The sequence below is a fragment of the Methylosinus sp. R-45379 genome (genome assembly GCF_001644125.1).
In the GTDB taxonomy this organism is placed as follows: Bacteria; Pseudomonadota; Alphaproteobacteria; order Rhizobiales; family Beijerinckiaceae; genus Methylosinus.
On record NZ_LUUM01000256.1, the window covers coordinates 105,008 to 126,786 of the forward strand.

The window sequence follows — 21,779 nt, forward strand, 5'->3', positions numbered from 1 at the left end:
CATGCCATGCAGGGCCTGCGGTGCGGCCGCTTCGGGAGAAAATCCGGTCCAATCTCGATCTCACCGGGGTTCTGCGCCGACATCGCGGCCATATGATCGAGAAGCGACGTCATCGCTAGGCCGTTCCGAGCGGCGGCCGGCCCGCGCTTCGTCATCGCTGCTCTCGCTCCCGAGGCCTCCCAGTATGGGGAGGTCTGCGGCCGAGAATGACGAGATCCGCTGCTCGAAATCCGCATCGACGCGATATCGAGAGTCCGACGCGGGTCGGGACAATGTCTCTTTGAATGTCGACGCATTTCCCACGCAGATAGTGGATGCGCTGGCGGAGCGAGGTGGAAGCAAAATCGTCGTCACCACGTCGAATCCCGATCTCGCGCTGACGCCGGGCAAGACGGCGAAGGGCGGAAGACGCTGCGCCTTCGAGCATCGTCGCAGCCACGAAGATCAGCGGCCCGCTTCGGCGGCGTCGGCTGCCAGCCATTCCCGCCATATGGCGAGCAGCACGGCGAGAATCAGTGGGCCGAGGAATAGTCCGACGAAGCCGAAGGCGAGCAGGCCGCCCATCACGCCGAGGAAGACGACGACGAGAGGGATATCGGCCGCGTTGCTGATGAGGAGAGGCTTGAGAATATTGTCGGTCGGGTTGACGATGAGCGCGCCCCAGGCGAGCAGCCCCAGGCCTGCGCCGATCTGATCGGTGAGAAGAAGCCAGACGCCGAGCGGCGCCCAGATCGCCACTGTTCCGACGAAGGGGATGAGCGCAGCCAGCGCTGTCAGCACGCCGAGCAGGACGGGCGGTCCGGCGCCGAGGAACGCATAGCCGACGCCGGCAATGAAGCCCTGCGCCATCGCGCTGATGATCAGGCCCGACACGACCGCATTCGACGTGGTCTCGACGGCTCGGAAATATTGATCCGCCGTCTCCCCGACGACTCGACGGAGCCCGACGCGAATTTGCTCGAGCATGAGGTCGCCGTCGCGGTAGAAGAAGAACAGCGCGATCGCCATGACGCCGAATTGCGCAATGCTGCGGCCGACCGCGCCGACGACCCCGGCGAGCTGGCGCATCCAGGGCTCCAGCCATTCGTTGATCTGCTGCTTACGAAATTCCGGATTGTTCACGAGATCGTTCAGCGTGGGGCCGATCACCGGGAGGCGCTTGATCGCGTTGGGCAGGACCAGCGGCTCGTCCGCATATTTGGTCGAGATGTCGCGATAGGCGGCGACCGCCTCGCTCTGCAGATCGATCAGCAGCACCGACACCGGAACGACGATGAGGACGATCAGCAGGATCGTCGTGACCGCGGCGGCGAGATTGCGCCGCTGTCCGCAGAGGCGAAGGCAGCGGCGATAGGCGGCGTCCGTGGCATGAGCGAGAATGGCGGCCCAGACGAGCGGCGCCCAGAAGGGGCTGATGACGAGGACGCCGAGCCCGATCATTCCGGCGAGCAGGATGAGGCCGAATATCTGTCGATTCTGCATGTCGGCCTCCGGCTGCGTTCGGGCTTTTCGGCGCGCGCCGAGCAGTCGGATATCTCGCGCGGCTTCGGGTCCGCGCCAATCATATATGGATGCGAGCGCGCCTCACATAGCCATGCGCCGCATATCGGCCCCGCGTGACGGAAAATCGCTCGCGGCGGGTTCGCATCCTGCCGCCCCTCGAGCGAGGGGCGGCAGCTTTTCCACTCTGGTTCCCTGGGAGCATCATGGAGTCAGAGCAGGCTCGCTCTTGCGAGTTCCGTCGAGCGCGTCAGTCGATGATCGCCTTCACGCCGTCTTCGCCCAGCAGACGTTTCATGTTCAGCAAAATCTGCGCGGTCACGCCGAACACGGCGAGCGCCATCCAGCCGAAGAACACGAAGCCCCAGTGCAGCGGAGCGACGAACAGCTCCTCCATGAACCAGAAGGTGTGGCCCCACTCGTTCAGCCCGACATTGGGAATGATCATGAACGGACCGATCGTCAGGATCAGAAAGGCCAGCGAATAGCCCTTGGAGAAATAGGGCAACCGGGTCTTGGCGTAGAAGAACGAGCCGACGCCCACGATCGAGTAGATGGGATAGCTCAGATAGAACTCGATGATATGGCTCGGCGTGAAGTCGGTGTCGCGGATCACCGTCATGTGCCAAGTGCCGTCTTGTTCAGTAAAGAAGCTCGCGCCGAAGTAGATCGCTATGCCGTAAACGACCAGCCATTGCGCGAGGCAGACCCAGCGCCGCAATTCTTCGCGCGTGCTCAGCGCGTCCATGTCGCGCGTGCGCGTCTTCCACAAGATAACCGGCGAGGCCGAGGCCAGTGACCAGCTCCAGCGGAATCTCGGTCCAGAGCATCGTCAGCCAATAGGTCTGGAATTCTGGGGCGAAGGAGTCGAGACCGGCGCGCCAGCCGTAAATCTGCTCATAGATGCGAATGAACAGATAGAAGGTGACGAGCCCGCCGGCGGCGATCCACATAGGCTTCAGATCGACGATAACGACGTCTGTACTGTCGGCCGCGCCGGTTTTTCCGGCTGCTTCTGTCGTTAGACTCATGTTTCTCTCCTCGAGATTGGCTTCGCATCACGGTTTTGCAAAGCCACGCTCAAGGGGGTAAGAGCCGTATTCTCAAAGACAAAGTGCATATTGTTCATTGCGCTATGACGAAAATTCAAGTGCCGGCGACATCGTTCGACGTCGAAAGCGCGGCCGTCACTCATATGAAAAGCGGCCGTCACTCATATGAAAAAAGGAAGCGCCACCGCCTGCGGAGCGCGAGGCCGAGGACGTCGGCGGCGAGCCTCAGTGGCTCTCGTCGGGCGGGCCGGGGAGCGGCAGGATTTCTATGCCTTCCTCGAGCAGCGCCTTGGCTTCCTCGAAGCTGGCGCGTCCGCGAATGGGGCGGTTCTCGGCCTCGCCATCCTGCATCCGCCGCGCCTCGTTCGGGAAGCGGTCTCCGACGTCTTCCGTCGCGGCGACGACCTTTTGGCGCAGCTCCTGGATCATCGCCCGCAGCGCCGCATGGCGCTCGTCGAGCAGAGCGGGGACACCCGTCTCGTCCTCACGCGCTCGGGACGAGCGGCGGGTCACATTCGGCGCCATGATCGCCTTGGCGACCTGCGTCGAATTACAGAAGGGGCAGCTGACCGCGCCTCGAGCGGCCTGCGCGTCATAGGCTTCGCTATCGCGAAACCAGCTTTCGAATTCGTGTCCTTCCGAGCAGATCAGCCGGTAGAGAATCACGGCGCCGGCTCGCCCGCGGCGAGCAGCGGATCGAGCTCGCCGGCGCCGTCCAGAGCATAGAGATCGTCGCAGCCGCCGATCGGACGGCCGTCGATGAAAATCTGCGGCACTGTGGTCCGGCCCTCGGCCAGCCGGCTCATCTCGGCGCGCTTCTGCGCGTCGCCATCGACGGCGATCTCTTCATATGCGGCGCCTTTTATGTCGAGCAGCTGCTTGGCGGCGCGGCAATAGGGGCAGGTTCTCGTGGTGTAGATGACGATCTGCGGCATGACGGTTCCGTGACCTTTCGCGCGCTCTTATAAGCGCTTCCAGCGCATGGCTGCAACGGAGGCCTTTGCTTCAGCTCTGGCCGACGACGCGGGCGTAGACCAGCACGTCGACGCGCGTCGCCCGCGCCCGCAGCAAGACGCGGGCCGCGGCGTTGGCCGTCGCGCCAGAGGTCAGCACATCGTCGATGAGCACGATGTTGCGGCCTTCGATCTGAGGCTTTTTCTCCTCGCGCAGGCGGAAGGCGCCCTGCATGTTCGCTGAGCGCTGGCCGCGCGTCAGCCCCACTTGCGGCGGCGTCGGCTTCACGCGCTCCAGCGCCAGAGCCTCCACCGGAACGGCGCTCTCCCGCGCGATCACATGGGCGAGCGCCGCCGATTGGTTGAAGCGCCGCGACAGCAGGCGCATTCGGTGCAGGGGAATGGGAACCAGCAGATCGGCGTCGGAGAGAATCTCGGCGCCAGCGCGCGCCATCCAGCGGCCGAGCGGCTCGGCGAGCTCCAGGCGATCATAATATTTCAGTCTGTGGGCGAGGCTGCGCGCGCGGTCGCTGTCATAACGCACGACCGCGCGCGCCCGCGTGAAGACGGGCGGATCGGCGGCGGCCTCCAGCGAGATCATGCCGGGGCCGAAATCGCGCTCGAAGGGCGTTCCCAGCCGCTCGCAATAGGGCTGCTCGATAAAGCCCATCTCGCCCCAGCAGCGCGGGCAGAGCGCGCCATGGCTCGCCACCGCTCTGCGGCAGACGAGGCAGACGGGCGGATAGACGATATCGAGCAGGCGCGCGCCTATGCTGCCGATGAGGCCGGCGGCGCGCCCGAGCATGGCTCAGACCTCGACCTGACCGCCGAGCTCGACGACGCGGCCCGAGGGGATTTGGAAGAATTCCGTCGCCGGCAGCGCGTTGCGGTGCATGAATTGGAAGATGTGGATCCGCAGCCGTCGCCAGCGCGAGCGCCCGAGCGGCGTCACGGTGAGCCGGCCGACGAAGAAGGAGGTGTTCATCATATTGAATGTCAGCGGGCTCGATATGGTGTCGAGCATTAAGGCGCAGGGAATATTGGGCTGCTCCATGAAGCCGTAGTTCAGCTCCATCGCGTAGAAATGATCGTCGAGCGACACAGTCTCGACGCGCCGCGCGCGATCGACGCGCGGCGTGTTGGCGGTGGCCACATGCAGCAGCACGATATGCTGATGCAGGACCTTATTGTGCTTGAGATTATGCAGCAGCGCGACCGGCACGACATCGGTGCGGCTGGTCAGATAGACGGCGACGCCATCTACGCGCGGCTTGCCGTGGAACTTCGCGACGAAATCGGCGATCGGAAACGTGTCGCGCTCGAGCGCCTTGCGCATGGCCTCGAAGCCCTCGCTCCAGCAGCTCATCAGGAAGAAGAGGATGGCGGCGACGACGAGAGGAATCCAGCCGCCTTCGAAGAATTTGATGAGATTGGCGGCGACGAAGGAGACGTCCACGACGAGAAACATTCCGCCGACGGCGATCGAGAGCGGCAGGCTCCAGCGCCAGATGGAGCGCATGGCGATGAACATCAGCGCCGTCGTCAGCAGCATGGTCAGCGAGACCGCGATGCCGAAGGCGGCGGCGAGGTTTTCCGAGGAGCGAAACGTGATCGTCAGAACCAGAGTCAGCGCCATCAGCGTCCAATTGACGAAGCCGACATAGATCTGGCCATAGCTCTGCGCCGATGTCTGCGTGATGGCGAGGCGCGGCGACAGGCCGAGCTGGATCGCCTGCCGCGCCATGGAGAAAGCGCCGGTGACGATCGCCTGGCTCGCTATGACGGTGGCGAGCGTCGCCAGCGCGACCAGCGGCAATTGCAGCGGGGCGGGGCAGAGATCGAAGAAAGGATTCTCCGTCACGGAGCCCTCGACGAGCAGCGCCGTCTGGCCCGCGTAGACGAGGACGAGCGACGGCAGCACCAGCCCGTACCAAGCGAGGCGAATGGGGCGCCGCCCGAAATGGCCCATATCCGCATAGAGCGCCTCGGCGCCGGTGGCGCAGAGGAACACGGCGCCGAGCAGCAGAAATCCTTCGAACCCATGGGTGAAGAGATAATGCAGCCCGACGCGTGGATCGACAGCGGAAAGAACGCTCGGATGCGCGATGACGCCGCGCGCGCCGAGGACCGCTATCGAGACGAACCATAGCGCCATCACTGGGCCGAAGAGGCGCGAGATGCGCTCAGTGCCCTGTGGCTGCAAGGCGAACAGGCCGATGAGCACGACGACGGAGAGTGGAACCACATAGGGCGCGAGCGCGGGCAGGGGCGCCTTCAGCCCCTCGAGCGCGCTCAGCACGGAGATCGCCGGCGTGATCGCGCCATCGCCGAACAGCAGCGCCGCGCCCAGCATGCCGATCGCGATGATCGCCGGATGGCGCCCATGCTTCATGCCGAGCAGCGACATCAGCGCGAGTATGCCGCCTTCGCCGTCATTGTCGGCGCGCATGATGACGGCGACATATTTGACCGAGGTGACGATGATCAATGTCCAGACGATCAGCGACAACATGCCGAGCGCCGTCTCGGCGCTCACATGCCCGCCGGACCAGTCGAGCGCTGTCTTGATCGTATAGAGCGGGCTCGTGCCTATGTCGCCGAAGACGACGCCGAGGGCGCCCAGCGTCAGAGCCTTCACGCCGTTCTCGCCGGCGTGCGCAGTCGAATTCGCCATAAAAACTTGCCTCACGCCTCTTCGGCGGCCAGATTTTCGTCCTCGAACAGGCCCGTCGGCAGTCCGTCTATGCTCTGCCGGTTCTTCTCGCGGCGATAGGCGTCGAGCGCATCTTCACCCTTGGAGGCGGCCCAGCGGTCGAGCCCGTCGCGCTCGCCGGCGTAATCATACAGCGGCACGGCGAAGCCGCAGGAGGTCTGCACCGATTCCACATCGAGCAGGATCATCTGCCGCGCGCCCGGCGGCTCCGCGCCGCCGAAGGCGGAGCGCAGCAGCCGCGCATAATCCTCGCCGCCGCGCGCCAGCGCCCGGCCGCGGCCATAGAGGCGCAGGATCAGCGGCGCGCCGTCGAGCGCGCAGAACATGAAAGTGAGGCGCCCGTCCGCGCGCATATGCGCGGCCGTCTCATTGCCGCTGCCGGTGCGATCGATATAGACCGCGCTGCGCTCGTCGATGAGACGCAGCGTATCGGCGCTCTTGGGCGAGACATTCACGCGCGCGCCAGACGCGGCGGAGGCGACGAAGAAGAGCCTCTGCTTCTCGATGAAGTCGCGATGCTGCGGCTCGATCGATGCGAAGAATTTGCTCATGACGCGCGATTCCGGTGCTTGCCCCGCGTCAGCCTAGCAGGCCGGCGTTTTTGGGGGCAAGCGGATTATCCTGCAGCGCGGCGGCGTCCGGCGTGTCCGGCGCCGGTGCGCCCGCGACGGCGGCGTAGAGCTTCTCGACGAAGGACGGGGCCAAATCCTTGACGATGAAGACGAGCCGCGTGCGCCGATCGGCGTCCGGCCAGGCGGCGAGGCGATGCGGCGGATGAAAGACATGCTGCACGCCATGCACGGCCACGGGCCGCTCGCGATCATCGGTCAGGCCAACGATTCCCTTCACGCGCAGGAGATGCGGGCCATGCGCCTGCCGCAATATTTCGACGAACATGTCGAAGGCCTGCGGGCTGAGCGGCGCGTCGCTCGTGACGCAGAAGGCGCGGATATGGGCGTCGTGGCGATTCACATCCTGATGCGCATGGCCGTGGTGGTGGTCATGATCGTGATGATGATGCGCCTCATGCGCCGCCGCGACCGCCTCGTCATTGAGCCATTTGGCGACCTGCGGAATCTTGCCGGAGGCGTCATAGAGACCGCAATCGAGCAAAGCGGCGGGGCTCGCTTCTCCCGTCGCGGCGACGAGCCGGCGCGCCGCCGGATTGAGCCGCGCGAGGCGAGCGTCGAGCGCCTCGAGCCGGGAGGCGCCCTCGGGGAGGTCGGTCTTGGTGATGACCAGCCGATCGGCGACCGCGGCCTGCTTCACCGCCTCCTCATGCGCGTCCAGCGTCGCGGCGCCATTCACGGCGTCGATCAGCGAGACGACGCCGTCCAGCCGATAGCGCAGCGCGAGATAGGGGTGCGACATGATGGTGTGGAGAATGGGCGCCGGATCGGCGAGCCCGGTCGTCTCCAGCACGATGCGGCGGAAGGGGCGGATGCGGCCATTGTCGAGATTGCGCAGCGCATCCTCGAGCGCGGCGACGAGATCGCCGCGGATCGAACAGCAGATGCAGCCCGAGCTCATGACGATCATGTCGCCTTCGACATTCTCGACCAGCAGATGATCTATGCCGACCTCGCCGAACTCATTGATGAGGACGAGCGTGTCGGCGAGCTCGGGCGAGGCGAGCAGTCGGTTGAGCAGCGTCGTCTTGCCGGCGCCGAGAAAGCCGGTGAGGATCGTCAACGGAATGGGCGGCGGCGGACGGCGCGGCTCGGAAGGCTCTGTCATTGTCATTGCGAGTCTATTGCTCATTGTCTCGGCGCTGCGGCGCATGGTCGCCGATCGCGTGTTTGTCGTTCTTGGCGGAGACGCTCTTGCCGGCGTTTTTGGCGCCGGGCGTTTTGGTCGCCGACGCTTTGGCTGCGGGGGCCTTGCCAGCGGGCGCTTTGGCCCCGGGCGTCTTGCCTGCGGGCGTCTTGTCTACCGGCGTCTTGACGGCGACATGCTTGCCCTGCCTGGGCTTGGTCGATTTTTCGATCGTGACGGCTTGCTCCGGCTTGTTCTCCGCGCTCGGCTCGTTCTCCGTGGAAGGCGTGCTCGCCGAAGATTTGTTCGCCATCGAGGGCTTGTGCTTGGCGGCCTTCTCCTTGGCCGGCGCGTGGGCGGCCTTGGCCGTATGCTTGCGGCCATGGCGCATCGACAGAGCGTCCGGCGCGGGGCGGCTGATGGGCGAGGCGGCGGCGGCCGGCGGCTCATGGGCGTAGGCGGTGACGGTCGAGGGCGAGCCGACCGGCGAGCCCGGATCGCGCACGCCGGCGACGGGGCCCTCATAGCCGGGAGAGCGGCCGAGGAAGATCGGCACGGGCTCGAAGCGCGAGCGGGGCAGGGCGGCGATCGTCTTGACGTTCACCTGATCGGTGGAGCCGTTCTCGCGCGGTATGGCGACGGTCATATCCTCGACCTCGGCCATATATTCGGCGTTGGCCTTGCCGCGATGCCGGCAGACGCTGTCGCGCATGTCCGGCGCCGGGGCGACGCCGAAGGTCGGCAGCGCGGCGATCGAGCCCGAGGGCGAGCCGGTCATGAAGGCGCGGTCGAGCAGCGAGGCGGCCTTGGCCGTGCGCGCCGCGGCGCTCGGCGCGCCCAGCACCACGGTGATGAGCTTCTGCCCGCCATGGGTGGCGCTGGCCACGAGATTATAGCCGGCGGGGCAGGTGAAGCCGGTCTTCATGCCGTCCGCGCCCGGATAGCGGCCGAGCAGGCCGTTGTGGGTGGGATGGATCTGCCGGCCGAGCTGCATCGCGCCAATGTTGAAAAAGCCCGCGGATTCGGGAAATTCCGTCAGCAGCGCGCGGCCGAGAATGGCGAGATCGCGCGCCGAGGTCACTTGCCGATCATCCGGCAGGCCGTTGGGATTGGCCCAATAGGATTCGCGCATGCCGAGCTTGGCCGAGGCGCGATTCATCTCGTCGGCGAAGGCCTCGACCGAGCCGGAGACGCCCTCCGCTATGGTGACGGCTATGTCATTGGCCGATTTGACCATCAGCATGACCAGCGCATTGCGCAGCGTCACCTCCGAGCCGACCGGAAAGCCCATTTTCGACGGCGCCATGGAAAGCGCGCGGGGCGAGACGATCATCGGCGTGTCATATTGGATGCGGCCGGAGCGCACCGCGTCCAGCGCCACATAGACGGTCATCAGCTTGGTCAGCGAGGCTGGATACCAGCTCTGGGTCGCCTGCTCCTGCGCGAGCACCTGCCCGCTGGCGACGTCGATGACGACGGAGGGCGCCGACGACGCCGAGGACGCCGCGCCGACTGCGGCGACGACGAAAAGGCTGCGTAGGGTCGATTTCGCGCTCATATTCATCCGATCGGCCTCGGCCTCGGCCATTTTTGTGGCCGCGCGTTCGATTCGAGACATTGTCTCGCTCCAAGGACGGCCCGAATATGGGCCGAATGTGGCGTAAACGCGCTCTGCGCCGTTTCGGGACGCCGAAAAGCGCTGTTATAGACAACGGTTAGTACGCCTGGACGATCAAAATTCGTTCCAACTGCCGACGCCGGCGCCCGGCGAGGGCGCGGCCCGCTCGCGGCCGAAAATCGTCTAGCTGGGCCGCCAATTCTGGTTGGGCAGAATGAAAAGCTTATATCGGTCGCAATAATTCAAACCCGATGCGACCGATAGGCGCGCCAGAGCGATCGAGATCGAGTCGGCGGAATTATGGGCCGGCGTCGATACTCGATCATGCATGAAGAAGAGCGCGTGCGCTTGGTCTGTGCTGTTGTCCGGGCTGAGAACCGTCGTCGTTTCGTCGGGCATCGCGTTCCCTCGAGGTTTCGTCGTCCGACGAGCCGCCGAGACGCCCGCCGAAGCGGTCAATGGAAGTTGAAGGTCTGCTCGAAGTCACGACAGTCGGTGTCCATGTCGTCGGGCGGCGGCGCCAGCTTCAGCGAGGTGATCATGCCCGCCGCGACCAGCGCGCGGGCGTTATTGTCGTAGTTCGAGAGAGAGGCTCTGGTGACGCGGCCTCTGAAATCGACATGGAATTTGATGGTCACTGTCCCGCGTCCCAGATTGAGCTTCGGCGCGCGTTCGCGGAGCTGGCGGGTGACGGTCTGTATCCAGACCTTGTTTTCCGGGATCGCCATGCAGGCGGCCAGAGTGGGCCGCTCCGAGGGACCGAAGAGGAATTGCGCGAAGGCTGATTGCGAAGCGCAGATAAAAATGAAGACGATCACTGCTCGAAACATGATGCGAGGCCTCCCGTTCGCCGCGCTCAATGATAATAGAAGCTCTGCGAGAAGTGGTGGCACTTGCCGCCGGCCGCCTTGCGGGCCGAGGCCGGCGGCGGCGGCAATTTGAGCGAGGAAATCGTGCTCAAGGCGAGGAGCGCCTGTTCGTTGTTGCTGGCTTTCACGACATTCGCATCGGCCACTCGGCCGGCGGCGTCGACGCAGAAATGCACGGTCACAGACCCATGTCCGAGCCAGAGGCGCGAGGTGTGCTCTTTGGTTTGACTGGCGATCGTCCGCTTCCATTGCTCATATTCCGCCGAGGCGGCGTCCCGCGCGGGGTCTCCCGTTCCGCCGAGCCCGTCGAAAATCGATTGCGCCACCGCCGGCTGGGAGAGCGCGAGCAGAGAAGCCACAAAAATCGTCGCCGCTTTCATAAATTCGGTCCTCGAACGAAACATAGCGCTGGAAATTCGCCGCCCGCGCACCGGGCTATTATGAATATCCGAACGTGTAGCGCGGTCAATAAGGTGAGTGATTTTCGTCGAGCGCCGGCAGGTTTTCCCGTTATTCGTTGCGGTCTTTTCTTGCGGGGCCGAGAGCGCCCTTCAGCGGCGAGACGCGATCGAGGGCGGTGATCGAGAGAAAGCCGCCGAGCGCAGCGAACAGGACATAGGCCCAGTTGGACGTGTAGCTGATGACCGCGAAAGCGGAGAGCAGATACCAGACGCTGCTCCAGCTCGCGGCGGCGACGCGCCGGCGCTCGGAAACCGCGGCGTTGAAGAACACATAGACGGCGTCGGTCACAGCGGTCGACAGGGCGACTCCCGCCGCGATCGCCGGGTCGAAAGTGGGGATGTCCATTGGCGGGCCTCCTGTCGGTCTCGTCCGAAAGGCTCAGATGGCGCGAGGAGCCGGGAAAGGCCACGCCCTTTGAGGGTCGCGCCTGTCATTCAGGCGTCGGAAGGCGGCTTATAGCGGTTGGCGCGACGCCATTCGGTCCAATCGATCGGAACGCCGGCGTCGGCGGCCAGCTCGATGTCGCTCGGCTGCAATCGCGACGTGAAAAGCATCAGATTGCTGCAGGCCCATCGGGCGCTCGGCGCGATCAGCCCGTCGAAACCGAGGAAAAATGCGGCGTCGGCGATGGCTTGCGTTTGGTCGTATCGACGCTCCTGAAAGGTCGCGACATCGACGCCGAGCTTCTGCAACATCGGTAGATCGGCGATGCGCAGCGTCTTCGTGGCGCGGATGCTCAGCTCGTAGCAGTCCCATCGCATCTTCGATGGAAACACCGGCTGCGACGACAGGAGCGCGTTTATTTCGGCTATCGCTCCGTCTCGCTCGAGCGAGGTGTAGAGAATGTCGAACAGGCCATTGCACCATCGGCTTTGCGATGGAGAGCCGAGCGTCGGATCGCGCCCCTCCCTCACGGCGCGCCAGACTTTGCCTTCGAATGGCTCGCGGTCCATCGCGTCGATCGCGTCGAGAAGCGCGAGATCGCGAGCCTTCCGCAGCTCGGCCATCAGGTATAGGCGCCCGAGTCGAGAGCGTCGATGACGGCGAGCACGGCTTGCGTCCGCCCCTCGTTGATGAGGTCGATCGCACGCTCGCCATTCAGCATGGGATGCTTGGCGTGCAGCCACAGGCGCGTTTCGTCCGCCGTGTAGAAGTCCGACAGGCGGTCGACCACATATCGCAGCTCGGCGATGACGGTTTGCGTCCGAAGATCGGGCGTCGCCTTGCCGCTCGACCATCGGGAGACCGTGGCAGGCGATACGGCGACGATATTGGCGATATCCTTGCCCTGAAGACCGCCGTCGACTCTCAGATGGTCGAGAATGCGGCTGACGGCGGTGGCGGCCATGACTGCTTCCCCTGACACGACAAAGAATTACGAATTGATTTCAGAAAGTCAAGTCATGAAAGCGGTTCGCAATTCCGGTCCGGCGGCCCCGCCCGCGCTAATAAGCGCGAGCGATCAAAATCTCCTCCACCGCCGGCCGGCCGGTGAAGACGCAGACGCCCTTCGGCGTGCTCTGCTCGAGCGGAATATTGCGCAGCGTCAGCTTCAGCGCCTTCAGCCGCGTCTCCACCTCCTCGAGCTCGGCGCCCGTCGGCCGCGCCCAGGGCGCGCGCACCCAGCCCTTGAAGGCTGCCGCGGCCTCGTCGTCCTCGGCCGCCTTGCCGAAATAATCGGCGATCTCGGCGAAGCTCGTCAGATCGGAGCGGATATTGGCCTCGAGCCGCGTCTTGGCCTCGGCGAACAGCGCCGCCTGGATGTCCGCGAGCAGGGCAGGGACCGCGGTCACGAATTCCGCGCGGGGCGTCGCCGTCGAGACGATCTTGTCTCCTTCGCGCAGCCGGTCGCGGCGGATCAGCGTCACGACATCATTGGCGGCGTCGCGCGGGCCGATCTCGAGGATGATCGGCGCGCCGCGGCGCACCCAGTCCCAGCGCTTATTGGCGGCGCGAGCCGGCTTCTTGTCGACGATGGCGCGCAAAGGCGCGCCCAGCGCGAAAACCCCGTCCAGCTGGGCTTTCAGCCTGTCGCAAAAGGCGAGCACCTCGGCGTCCTCGGGCTTCTCGCGCAGCATGGGCACGATCACCACCTGACGCGGGGCGATGGCGGGCGGCAGGCGCAACCCGTCATCGTCGCCATGGGTCATGATCACGCCGCCGATGAGCCGCGTCGAGACGCCCCAGCTCGTCGTGTGGCAATATTCCAGCTCGCCGCTCGCGCTCTGGAAGCGAATGTTCTGCGCGTGGGCGAAATTGGTTCCGAGATAATGCGAGGTGCCGGCCTGCAGCGCCTTGCCGTCCTGCATCATGGCTTCGATGGAATAAGTGTTCACGGCGCCGGGAAAGCGCTCATTCTCCGGCTTCTCGCCGGCGATGACCGGCACGGCCAGCACATCCTCGACGATCTGCCGATAGACCTCGAGCATTTTGCGGGTTTCTTCCCGCGCGTCGGCCTCGTCGGCATGGGCGGTGTGGCCCTCCTGCCAGAGGAATTCGCTCGTCCGCAAGAAGAGCCGCGTGCGCATCTCCCAGCGCACGACATTGGCCCATTGATTGATCAGCACGGGCAAATCGCGATGCGAGGAGACCCAGCGGCGGAAGGCGTCGCCGATGATCGTCTCCGAGGTCGGCCGCACGATGAGCGGCTCCTCGAGCTTGGAGTCGGGATCGACGACGAGCTTGCCGTCCACAGCCTTCAGCCGGTGATGGGTGACGACCGCCATCTCCTTGGCGAAGCCTTCGACATGGCTCGCCTCCTGAGCGATGAAGCTCATCGGGATGAACAGCGGGAAATAGCAATTGTCGTGGCCGGTCTCTTTTATGCGCCGGTCGAGCGCGCCCTGGATCAGCTCCCAGACGCCATAGCCCCAGGGCTTGATGATCATGCAGCCGCGCACCGGGCTCGTCTCGGCCATATCGGCCTCGGCGACGATGGCCTGATACCATTGCGCGAAATTCTCTTCTCTCGTGACCGACAGAGCGCGTTTCATCTTTGCCCTTGGGGATTCGATTCCGATGTTCGAGCGCAGAGATAGCCCAAGCCCGCCGTCATGGCGAGCGAGGCCGCGCTTTTCGGCCGCGGCGCGGTGCAGGGGTCGAGCAGGGGCGTTGCCTTGCGCGGGCGTTCCGGTCGAAACTCCGCCCCGTCGGACATGGGTCCGAGGAGGGCGCGTTGGTCTATCCATTGGGCATGATCGGCGTTGGGATAGGGCTCGCCTATCTCGCCGCCTTTGCGGCGGGCGGCCTCCTCGATCGCCTCGGCTTTCCGCTTCCGTCGTCGGCCGGGCGGATTTCGCGCATAGACGGGCTGCGCGGGCTGCTGGCCCTCTCCGTGATGATGCATCATTTCGTGATCTGGATGCAGGCCACGCGGCTCGGCGGAACCTGGGAGCGGCCGACCATTCTGTTTCTTGAAAATCTCGGCGGCGGCAGCGTGTCGATATTTTTCATGATCACAGGGTTTCTATTCCATCGCAATACGCTGGAAGGATTTCATATTTCCAGAATAGCAGCGTTATGGGTCGGCCGTTTCTTCCGTCTGACGCCGCTGGTCGCCGCTTCCGTCGTGGCGACAGGCCTGATTATTCTATGGACGCAAGAATATTCCATTCGGCCGGAAACGGTTTTCACGCCGCTGCTCACATGGGTGGCGGCCCTCGGCCAGCCTCCGCTTCTCGGCCATGCCGATAGCGGCCGCATCGACGCTTATGTGCTGTGGTCGCTGAAATATGAGTGGGCGTTCTATCTTTTCGGCGTTCCGCTGATGGCGATCGCCTATGACCTTCTCCGCGGCAAGGCGCCGACTGCGGCGCTTCCGCTGGCGCTCGTCATCGGCAGTCTGGCGGCGACGCGTTTCGTCGCTCTCGATTGGCTCGCGTTTCCGCCCTTGTTCGCGATGGGGATGCTGGCCAGCGAGGCGGCGAAGCTCGGCGAGGCGCGGATCTGGTCGTCCTCGCGCGGTGGAATGCTCACGGCCACGATATGCCTGCTCGCGGCCTTGGCTTGCGCTCCCAAGCCTTATGGGACGCCATGGGATTTTCTGCTCGGACTCTTCTTCGCCTCTGTCGCCTGCGGCAACGATATCTTCGGCCTTTTGCGGAGGCGCGCGCTTCTGGCGCTCGGAGAATGCTCTTATGGAATATATTTATTCCATGGCATTGTTCTCTTTGTTCTCTTCTACTTCGGCGCGTCCTCGCTCGCGGCGCTGGACACGGCCAGCCTGCCGCTGCTTCTGCCATTGGTCGCGATTATCGTCGTGGCGGTGACGGCGACGATCTTCGTCACGATCGAGAAGCCGGGGAGCGCTTACGGTCGAGCATTCGTCGCTCGATTTTCTTCTGCGCCCCCGGCGCCGTCCGAGGATAAAGTGGTCGGATGAAGCTTCGCCGACGCTCAGCCGCCGGCGAGAGGCTTCAGCGCTTGTAGCTTCGAATGGAGTTCTAAGATCAATTTCTCATTGTTCTGAATAAATTCAGGCGAGAGCATCAGCTGCTCCCGCAATGAGCGAGGCTCCACGAAACGGCTCGCGCTGTCCAAATTCACTTCCTTTTCCGGGTCGCGGTCGAGAATGAGACGATAGCCCCAAAGCAAGTGATCTTTTGTCAACGACATGCGCGGCCTCCGATTTTTTCTATCCGACCTTTTTTAGATTTGTGCAGCGCACAAGGTCAACCGCCTTTTTCCCTATCGCGGCCCGCTGTCCGGGCGCGCTTTCGTCCGTGGCCGCGCGCGCATCCTTCGACCGTGCGATGAATTCGCCGCGCCAAGCCTTTAGGTATATAGTTCCTCGCGCGTCCCATTCGGTCCTTCGAGGGCGCGAAGAGGGAGTTTGGGCGCGACGTGATCGACAAGCTGGAATTCTTCATCACTGTCGCCAAGGAGCGGAGCTTTTCCCGCGCGGCGGAGCTCTGCGGGGTGACGCAGCCGACGCTCTCGGCCGGGATCAAGCAGCTCGAGGACAGTCTCGGCGTCCTGCTCGTCAATCGCTCCTCCCGCTTCCACAGCCTCACCGCCGAGGGCGAGCGGGTGCTGGAATGGGCCAAGCGCATCGTGGCCGACGCGCGCGCCATGCGGCAGGAGGTGCGCACGCTGAAGGAGGGGCTCGGCGGCCAGCTCAAGATCGCCTCCATCCCCACGGCGTTGACCATGATTCCCGCGCTGACGACGCCCTTTCGCGAGAAGCACCCCGGCGTGCGCCTCACCATTCTCACCAGCTCCTCGACCGAGATCTTGTCCATGCTGGACAATCTCGAGATCGACGCCGGCCTCACCTATCTCGACAATGAGCCGCTGGGGCGGGTGCGGACCGTTCCGCTCTTTTCGGAGCGCTATCGGCTGCTGACTGCGGCCGACAATCCGCTCGGCAATCGGGACAAGGTGACCTGGGCCGATGTCGGCCGAATCCCTCTCTGCCTGCTGACGCCGGACATGCAGAATCGCCGCATCGTCGAGCGGCTGATCCGCGACGCCGGCGGCGAGCCCGAGCCCGCGCTCGAATCGAATTCGGTCATCGTGCTCTTCGCCCATGTGAAGACAGGACGTTGGGCCACCATCCTACCCGAAAAGCTGGTCGACTCGCTGCGAGTCGCCGCCCCATTGCGCTCTATTCCGATCGTCGAGCCGGAGGCCGTCCACGAGATCGGATTGGTCGTTCCGCTGCGCGAGCCGACCATCCCGCAGGTCGCCGCGCTCGTCGCCGAGGCGAAGAAGCTCGCAAAGAATCCGCTAGTTGGCGATCTATAGGATTCGCCTATCGTGTAACCGTTCCAGATTATTGATCCCGCCGACTTTTTGGCGCACTGTTGGGGCAATTACCTAAAATGGGCGGCTGTCGCTCAGAAAGGCCCGCTCTCTAAGAACGGGCTCGCTCGATAAGAACGGGGAAGAAATGTCTGGCGCTGTTCCGTGGAACGAGGCGCGGGCGCAGGAGATCATCGACGCCCATCTCGGGCTCGAGGGTCCTGCCCTGCCTATCTTGCATGCTATCCAGGAAGAATTCGGCTATGTGCCCGAGGCTGTCGTGCCGCAGATGGCGCAATCGCTGAACATCTCCCGGGCCGAGATGCATGGCGTCGTCACTTTCTATCACGACTTCCGCCATGCGCCGGCCGGCCGCCATGTGCTGAAGCTGTGCCGGGCGGAGTCCTGTCAGTCCATGGGGTCGGAGAAGATCGCCAAGGACTTCCTCGAGCGCATCAAGCTCGAATGGGGCGGGACCGCCAATGACGGCTCGCTGACCGTCGAGGCGGTCTATTGCCTCGGCCTCTGCGCTCACAGCCCCGGCGCTCTCTACGACGGCGAGCCGATCGGCCGCGTCGATGGGGGGATTCTGGACGAGCTGGCGTCGGAGGCGCAAAAATCATGACCAAGATTTATGTGCCCCGCGACATGGCCGCGCTGGCCGTCGGCGCCAAGCGCGTCCTCGCCGCCATAGAGAAAGAGGCCGCCGCGCGCGGCGAGACCATTCAGATCATTCGCAACGGCTCGCGCGGCCTGCTCTGGCTCGAGCCTCTGGTCGAGGTCGAGACGCCGGAAGGCCGCATCGGCTACGGCAATGTGAAGCCCGCCGATGTTCCCTCGCTGTTCGACGCCGGCTTCCTGAAGGGCGGCGCTCATCCGCTCTCCATCGGCAAGGTCGAGGATCATCCCTACTGGGCCAAGCAGACGCGCGTGACCTTCGAGCGCGTCGGCATCATCGATCCGGTGAATCTCGATGATTACGTCGCCCATGGCGGCGGGCAGGGGCTCGCCAAGGCCTTCGAGATCGGCCCGGCCAAGGTCATAGAGGAAGTCACCAAGTCCGGTCTGCGCGGCCGCGGCGGCGCGGGCTTCCCGGCCGGCATCAAATGGAAGACGGTCGCCGACGCTCCGGCCGACCGCCGCTATGTCGTCACCAACGCCGACGAGGGCGATTCGGGCACTTTCGCCGATCGCATGGTGATGGAGGGCGATCCCTTCGTCCTCATCGAGGGCATGACGATCTGCGGCTACGCCATCGGCGCGAGCAAGGGCTTCATCTATCTGCGTGCGGAATATCCGCAATGCGCCGAGGTGCTGACCGAGGCGCTGGAGGCCGCGCGCAAGGCCGGCTGGCTCGGCGAGAATGTGCGCGGCTCCGGCTTCGCCTTCGACATTGAACTGCGCATCGGCGCCGGCGCCTATGTCTGTGGCGAGGAGACCTCGCTGCTCGAGAGCCTCGAGGGCCATCGCGGCATTGTGCGCGCCAAGCCGCCGCTGCCGGCGCATGTCGGCTTCATGGGGCGCCCCACGGTCGTCAACAATGTGCTGACGCTCGCCACGGCTCCGGCCATTCTCGCCAAGGGCGGCGAGTTTTACGCCTCTTTCGGCGTCGGCCGCTCGCGCGGCACCATGCCGTTGCAGATCGCCGGCAATGTGAAATATGGCGGTCTCTATGAGACGCCCTTCGGCCTCACGCTGGGCGAGATCGTCAATGACATCGGCGGCGGCACGCTGACCGGTCGCCCGGTGCGCGCCGTGCAATGCGGCGGCCCGCTCGGCGCCTATGTGCCCCCGTCGCTGTTCGACACGCCCTTCGATTATGAGGCGTTCCAGAAGCACGACAGCCTGATCGGCCATGGCGGCCTCGTCGTTTTCGACGACACCGTCGATATGATGCAGATGGCGCGCTTCGGCATGGAGTTCTGCGCGATCGAGAGCTGCGGCAAGTGCACGCCCTGCCGCATCGGCTCCACCCGCGGCGTCGAGACGATCGACAAGATCGTCGAAGGCGTCGATGTGGAGGCGAATATCGAGCTGCTGTCCGATCTCTGCAACACGATGAAATTCGGTTCCCTCTGCGCGCTCGGAGGTTTCGCCCCATATCCGGTCGAGAGCGCCCTTCGTCATTATCCGGAAGATTTCCGCAAAGCGACGCTTCCCGCCGCCGCCGAGTGAGGAGCAAAGCCATGAGCCTCGTCAAAGAAGTCGATTACGGCACGCCCGCGTCGAAGTCAGAGAAAGAAGTCACTCTGACGATCGACGGCGTATCGGTCACTGTGCCGGAAGGCACGTCCATCATGCGCGCCGCCATGGAGCTGGGGACGGAAATCCCCAAGCTCTGCGCCACCGACAGCCTGAAGGCCTTCGGCTCTTGCCGTCTCTGCGTCGTCGAGATCGACGGCCGCTATGGGACGCCGGCCTCCTGCACCACGCCGGTGCTGCCGGGCATGAGCGTCCATACGCAGACGCCTCGCCTCAAGGCGATCCGCCGCGGCGTTATGGAGCTCTATATCTCCGACCATCCGCTCGACTGTCTGACTTGCGCCGCCAATGGCGATTGCGAGCTGCAGACGATGGCGGGCGCCGTGGGCCTGCGCGATGTGCGCTACGGCTATGAGGGCTCCAACCATGTGTTCGCCCGCAGCCGCGTCGACGGCAAGGCGAATTTCGATTGGATGCCGAAAGACGAGTCCAATCCCTATTTCACCTACGACCCGTCGAAATGCATCGTCTGCAATCGTTGCGTCCGCGCCTGCGAGGAGACTCAAGGCACTTTCGCGCTGACGATCGACGGCCGCGGCTTCGACAGCCGCGTCTCGCCCGGCATGGCCGAAGCCTTCATGGATTCGGAATGCGTCTCCTGCGGCGCCTGCGTGCAGGCCTGCCCGACCGCGACCTTGACCGAGAAGTCGGTGATCGCCGTCGGCCAGCCGGAGCATTCGGAAGTCACCACCTGCGCCTATTGCGGCGTCGGCTGCACCTTCAAGGCGGAAATGCGCGGCGAGGAGATCGTCCGCATGGTTCCCTGGAAGGACGGCAAGGCCAATCACGGCCACAGCTGCATCAAGGGTCGCTTCGCTTACGGCTATGCGCTGCATAAGGAACGCGTCACCCAGCCGATGATCCGCGACAAGGCGACCGATCCCTGGCGGGTCGTCTCCTTCGACGAGGCCATCGCCTTCGCCGCCGATCGCTTCAAGAAGATCATCGAGAAGCACGGCAAGCGTTCTGTCGGCGTGATCACCTCCTCGCGTTGCTCGAATGAGGAGACCTATCTCGTCCAGAAGCTGACCCGCGCCGGCTTCGGCAACAACAACACCGACACTTGCGCGCGCGTCTGCCATTCGCCGACCGGCTATGGCCTCAACCAGGCCTTCGGCACCTCGGCCGGCACGCAGGACTTCGACTCGGTCGACGACAGCGATGTGATCCTCGTCATCGGCGCCAATCCGACCGACGCGCATCCGGTGTTCGGCTCGCGCATGAAGAAGCGCCTGCGCGAGGGCGCCAAGCTCATCGTCGTCGATCCGCGCCGCATCGATCTCGTGCGCTCACCCCATATCAGCTCGGATTATCATCTGGCGCTGAAGCCCGGAACCAATGTCGCCGTCGTCACAGCGCTGGCGCATGTGATCGTGAAAGAGGGCCTCGTCAACGAAGCCTTCGTCCGCGCGCGTTGCGATTGGGACGAGTTCCAGGATTGGGCGGCCTTCGTCTCCGAGGAGCGCAACAGCCCCGAGGAAGTCGAGAAGCTCTCCGGCGTTCCGGCGGCGGATATTCGCGCCGCGGCGCGCCTCTACGCCACCGGCGGCCGCGCGGCCATCTATTATGGCCTCGGCGTCACCGAGCACAGCCAGGGCTCGACGACCGTCATGGCCATCGCCAATCTCGCAATGGCGACCGGCAATCTCGGCCGCCGCGGCGTCGGCGTGAACCCGCTGCGCGGACAGAACAATGTGCAGGGCTCCTGCGACATGGGCTCTTTCCCGCATGAGCTGCCGGGTTATCGCCACGTCTCCAACGACGCCGTGCGCCAGTCCTTCGAGCAGGCCTGGGGCGTGGAGCTCGACAATGAGCCGGGCCTTCGCATCCCCAATATGTTCGATGCGGCGATCGCCGGCGAGTTCATGGGGCTCTATTGCCAGGGCGAGGACATTCTCCAGTCCGATCCGGACACGAAGCATGTCTCGGCCGCTCTCTCGGCGATGGAATGCGTCATCGTGCAGGATCTCTTCCTGAACGAGACCGCGCATTACGCCCATGTGTTCCTGCCGGGCGCGAGCTTCCTCGAGAAGGACGGCACCTTCACCAACGCCGAGCGCCGCATTCAGCGCATCCGCAAGGTGATGAGCCCGAAGAACGGCTATGGCGATTGGGAGATCACCCAAATGCTCGCCAAGGCCTTCGGCCTCGACTGGAACTATGCGCATCCGAGCGAGATCATGGATGAGATCGCCGCTCTGACGCCGACCTTCAAGAACGTCTCCTATGCGATGCTCGATGAGGTCGGCTCGGTGCAATGGCCGTGCAATGACGCGTCGCCGGACGGCATGCCGATCATGCACATCGAGGGCTTCACGCGCGGCAAGGGCAAGTTCGTCATCACCGAATATGTCCCTACCGACGAGAAGACCGGGCCGCGCTTCCCGCTGCTGCTGACGACGGGCCGCATCCTGTCGCAGTACAATGTCGGCGCGCAGACCCGCCGCACCGAGAACAGCCGTTGGCACGAGGAGGACGTGCTCGAGATCCATCCGCATGACGCCGAGCTGCGTGGCGTGCGCGATGGGGATTGGGTGCGCATCGCGAGCCGCGCCGGCGAGATCACGCTGCACGCCAAGGTCACCGACCGCGTGGCGCCGGGCGTCGTCTACACCACCTTCCATCACCCGCTCTCGCAGGCGAATGTCGTGACCACCGATAATTCGGATTGGGCCACCAATTGCCCCGAATATAAGGTGACGGCGGTGCAGATCTCGCCCTCCAACGGTCCGACCGAGTGGCAGGAGCAATATCGCGAGCTCTCCGAGAACGCCCGTCGCATCGCGACGGCCGCGGAGTAGAGCAGGGCGGTATCGATGGGCGCGATTCCTTCTCCCGCATGGCGGGAGAAGG

At 64.5% G+C, this 21,779-nt stretch carries 21 protein-coding genes and 1 pseudogene; 5 read left to right on the top strand and 17 right to left on the bottom strand.

Annotated elements, in window-relative coordinates:
* Positions 1-444 precede the first annotated feature (444 nt).
* The 16 genes and pseudogenes from A1351_RS14065 to proS all read right to left on the bottom strand — a co-directional run bounded on the left by A1351_RS14065 (position 445) and on the right by proS (position 13,915).
* Complete coding sequence (locus tag A1351_RS14065) at positions 445-1,482, bottom strand: AI-2E family transporter (protein ID WP_064033278.1); 1,038 nt, start codon at positions 1,480-1,482, stop codon at positions 445-447.
* A 268-nt stretch (positions 1,483-1,750) separates the two neighbouring features.
* Positions 1,751-2,531 (bottom strand): annotated as a pseudogene (gene amoC, locus A1351_RS14070) (bacterial ammonia monooxygenase, subunit AmoC).
* A gap of 246 nt (positions 2,532-2,777) precedes the next feature.
* Entirely contained in the window at positions 2,778-3,218 is a 441-nt protein-coding gene (locus A1351_RS14075; protein ID WP_024880254.1) for a DUF1178 family protein, read from the bottom strand.
* On the bottom strand, positions 3,215-3,487 hold the full coding sequence (gene grxC, locus A1351_RS14080; RefSeq protein ID WP_024880253.1) for a glutaredoxin 3: 273 nt from the start codon (positions 3,485-3,487) through the stop codon (positions 3,215-3,217). The genes A1351_RS14075 and grxC overlap by 4 nt, the downstream gene beginning before the upstream one ends.
* A gap of 70 nt (positions 3,488-3,557) precedes the next feature.
* On the bottom strand, positions 3,558-4,310 hold the full coding sequence (locus tag A1351_RS14085; protein ID WP_024880252.1) for a ComF family protein: 753 nt from the start codon (positions 4,308-4,310) through the stop codon (positions 3,558-3,560).
* A gap of 3 nt (positions 4,311-4,313) precedes the next feature.
* A complete protein-coding gene (locus A1351_RS14090) occupies positions 4,314-6,179 on the bottom strand; it encodes a potassium transporter Kup (protein WP_064033279.1) in 1,866 nt (621 codons plus the stop codon).
* Positions 6,180-6,190: 11 nt separating this feature from the next.
* On the bottom strand, positions 6,191-6,769 hold the full coding sequence (locus tag A1351_RS14095) for a pyridoxamine 5'-phosphate oxidase family protein (RefSeq protein ID WP_064033280.1): 579 nt from the start codon (positions 6,767-6,769) through the stop codon (positions 6,191-6,193).
* Positions 6,770-6,797: 28 nt separating this feature from the next.
* Positions 6,798-7,955: a GTP-binding protein gene (locus tag A1351_RS14100; RefSeq protein WP_064033281.1), complete on the bottom strand. Its 1,158-nt coding sequence runs from the start codon at positions 7,953-7,955 to the stop codon at positions 6,798-6,800.
* Between the two features lie 13 nt (positions 7,956-7,968).
* Positions 7,969-9,591 carry a serine hydrolase gene (locus A1351_RS14105; protein WP_083967332.1) on the bottom strand — a complete coding sequence of 541 codons (1,623 nt, stop codon included), beginning with the start codon at positions 9,589-9,591 and terminating at the stop codon, positions 7,969-7,971.
* A 183-nt stretch (positions 9,592-9,774) separates the two neighbouring features.
* Positions 9,775-9,990 carry a hypothetical protein gene (locus A1351_RS14110; RefSeq protein ID WP_064033282.1) on the bottom strand — a complete coding sequence of 72 codons (216 nt, stop codon included), beginning with the start codon at positions 9,988-9,990 and terminating at the stop codon, positions 9,775-9,777.
* A gap of 56 nt (positions 9,991-10,046) precedes the next feature.
* Positions 10,047-10,421, bottom strand: coding sequence for a hypothetical protein (locus tag A1351_RS14115; RefSeq protein WP_157096309.1), 375 nt, complete (start codon positions 10,419-10,421; stop codon positions 10,047-10,049).
* 26 nt (positions 10,422-10,447) lie between these two features.
* The gene (locus tag A1351_RS14120) at positions 10,448-10,840 is read right to left on the bottom strand and encodes an energy transducer TonB (RefSeq protein ID WP_064033284.1); all 393 of its coding nucleotides are present in this window, start codon (positions 10,838-10,840) and stop codon (positions 10,448-10,450) included.
* Positions 10,841-10,970: 130 nt separating this feature from the next.
* On the bottom strand, positions 10,971-11,267 hold the full coding sequence (locus tag A1351_RS14125; protein WP_064033285.1) for a hypothetical protein: 297 nt from the start codon (positions 11,265-11,267) through the stop codon (positions 10,971-10,973).
* A gap of 89 nt (positions 11,268-11,356) precedes the next feature.
* Entirely contained in the window at positions 11,357-11,929 is a 573-nt protein-coding gene (locus A1351_RS14130) for an RES family NAD+ phosphorylase (protein WP_064033286.1), read from the bottom strand.
* Positions 11,929-12,270: an antitoxin Xre/MbcA/ParS toxin-binding domain-containing protein gene (locus tag A1351_RS14135; RefSeq protein WP_064033287.1), complete on the bottom strand. Its 342-nt coding sequence runs from the start codon at positions 12,268-12,270 to the stop codon at positions 11,929-11,931. The genes A1351_RS14130 and A1351_RS14135 overlap by 1 nt, the downstream gene beginning before the upstream one ends.
* A gap of 97 nt (positions 12,271-12,367) precedes the next feature.
* Entirely contained in the window at positions 12,368-13,915 is a 1,548-nt protein-coding gene (gene proS, locus A1351_RS14140; RefSeq protein ID WP_064033288.1) for a proline--tRNA ligase, read from the bottom strand.
* A gap of 182 nt (positions 13,916-14,097) precedes the next feature.
* On the opposite strand from proS, the gene A1351_RS14145 reads away from it, so the two are divergent.
* The gene (locus tag A1351_RS14145; RefSeq protein ID WP_157096311.1) at positions 14,098-15,303 is read left to right on the top strand and encodes an acyltransferase; all 1,206 of its coding nucleotides are present in this window, start codon (positions 14,098-14,100) and stop codon (positions 15,301-15,303) included.
* 14 nt (positions 15,304-15,317) lie between these two features.
* Here the strand turns inward: A1351_RS14145 and A1351_RS14150 are convergent, their stop codons facing one another.
* Entirely contained in the window at positions 15,318-15,536 is a 219-nt protein-coding gene (locus tag A1351_RS14150) for a hypothetical protein (protein WP_036308872.1), read from the bottom strand.
* A 228-nt stretch (positions 15,537-15,764) separates the two neighbouring features.
* Between A1351_RS14150 and A1351_RS14155 the strand changes: the two genes are divergently transcribed.
* From A1351_RS14155 to fdhF, 4 genes are all read left to right on the top strand, one after another.
* On the top strand, positions 15,765-16,667 hold the full coding sequence (locus A1351_RS14155; protein ID WP_024880240.1) for a LysR family transcriptional regulator: 903 nt from the start codon (positions 15,765-15,767) through the stop codon (positions 16,665-16,667).
* A gap of 145 nt (positions 16,668-16,812) precedes the next feature.
* The gene (locus A1351_RS14160) at positions 16,813-17,289 is read left to right on the top strand and encodes a formate dehydrogenase subunit gamma (RefSeq protein ID WP_024880239.1); all 477 of its coding nucleotides are present in this window, start codon (positions 16,813-16,815) and stop codon (positions 17,287-17,289) included.
* Entirely contained in the window at positions 17,283-18,839 is a 1,557-nt protein-coding gene (locus A1351_RS14165; protein WP_198022797.1) for an NADH-quinone oxidoreductase subunit NuoF, read from the top strand. Before A1351_RS14160 ends, A1351_RS14165 begins: the two co-directional genes overlap by 7 nt.
* Positions 18,840-18,850: 11 nt before the next feature.
* The gene (gene fdhF / locus A1351_RS14170; protein ID WP_024880237.1) at positions 18,851-21,727 is read left to right on the top strand and encodes a formate dehydrogenase subunit alpha; all 2,877 of its coding nucleotides are present in this window, start codon (positions 18,851-18,853) and stop codon (positions 21,725-21,727) included.
* Positions 21,728-21,779: the final 52 nt, after the last annotated feature.

Excerpts from the sequence above, each read along its gene's own strand:
- A1351_RS14065 (WP_064033278.1), bottom strand. The coding sequence starts at position 1,482 with ATGCAGAATCGACAGATATTCGGCCTCATCCTGCTCGCCGGAATGATC.
- grxC (WP_024880253.1), bottom strand. The coding sequence starts at position 3,487 with ATGCCGCAGATCGTCATCTACACCACGAGAACCTGCCCCTATTGCCGC.
- A1351_RS14085 (WP_024880252.1), bottom strand. The coding sequence starts at position 4,310 with ATGCTCGGGCGCGCCGCCGGCCTCATCGGCAGCATAGGCGCGCGCCTG.
- A1351_RS14090 (WP_064033279.1), bottom strand. The coding sequence starts at position 6,179 with ATGGCGAATTCGACTGCGCACGCCGGCGAGAACGGCGTGAAGGCTCTG.
- A1351_RS14095 (WP_064033280.1), bottom strand. The coding sequence starts at position 6,769 with ATGAGCAAATTCTTCGCATCGATCGAGCCGCAGCATCGCGACTTCATC.
- A1351_RS14100 (WP_064033281.1), bottom strand. The coding sequence starts at position 7,955 with ATGACAGAGCCTTCCGAGCCGCGCCGTCCGCCGCCGCCCATTCCGTTG.
- A1351_RS14105 (WP_083967332.1), bottom strand. The coding sequence starts at position 9,591 with ATGTCTCGAATCGAACGCGCGGCCACAAAAATGGCCGAGGCCGAGGCC.
- A1351_RS14110 (WP_064033282.1), bottom strand. The coding sequence starts at position 9,990 with ATGCCCGACGAAACGACGACGGTTCTCAGCCCGGACAACAGCACAGAC.
- A1351_RS14115 (WP_157096309.1), bottom strand. The coding sequence starts at position 10,421 with ATGTTTCGAGCAGTGATCGTCTTCATTTTTATCTGCGCTTCGCAATCA.
- A1351_RS14120 (WP_064033284.1), bottom strand. The coding sequence starts at position 10,840 with ATGAAAGCGGCGACGATTTTTGTGGCTTCTCTGCTCGCGCTCTCCCAG.
- A1351_RS14125 (WP_064033285.1), bottom strand. The coding sequence starts at position 11,267 with ATGGACATCCCCACTTTCGACCCGGCGATCGCGGCGGGAGTCGCCCTG.
- A1351_RS14130 (WP_064033286.1), bottom strand. The coding sequence starts at position 11,929 with ATGGCCGAGCTGCGGAAGGCTCGCGATCTCGCGCTTCTCGACGCGATC.
- A1351_RS14135 (WP_064033287.1), bottom strand. The coding sequence starts at position 12,270 with ATGGCCGCCACCGCCGTCAGCCGCATTCTCGACCATCTGAGAGTCGAC.
- proS (WP_064033288.1), bottom strand. The coding sequence starts at position 13,915 with ATGAAACGCGCTCTGTCGGTCACGAGAGAAGAGAATTTCGCGCAATGG.
- A1351_RS14150 (WP_036308872.1), bottom strand. The coding sequence starts at position 15,536 with ATGTCGTTGACAAAAGATCACTTGCTTTGGGGCTATCGTCTCATTCTC.
- A1351_RS14160 (WP_024880239.1), top strand. The coding sequence starts at position 16,813 with ATGTCTGGCGCTGTTCCGTGGAACGAGGCGCGGGCGCAGGAGATCATC.
- fdhF (WP_024880237.1), top strand. The coding sequence starts at position 18,851 with ATGAGCCTCGTCAAAGAAGTCGATTACGGCACGCCCGCGTCGAAGTCA.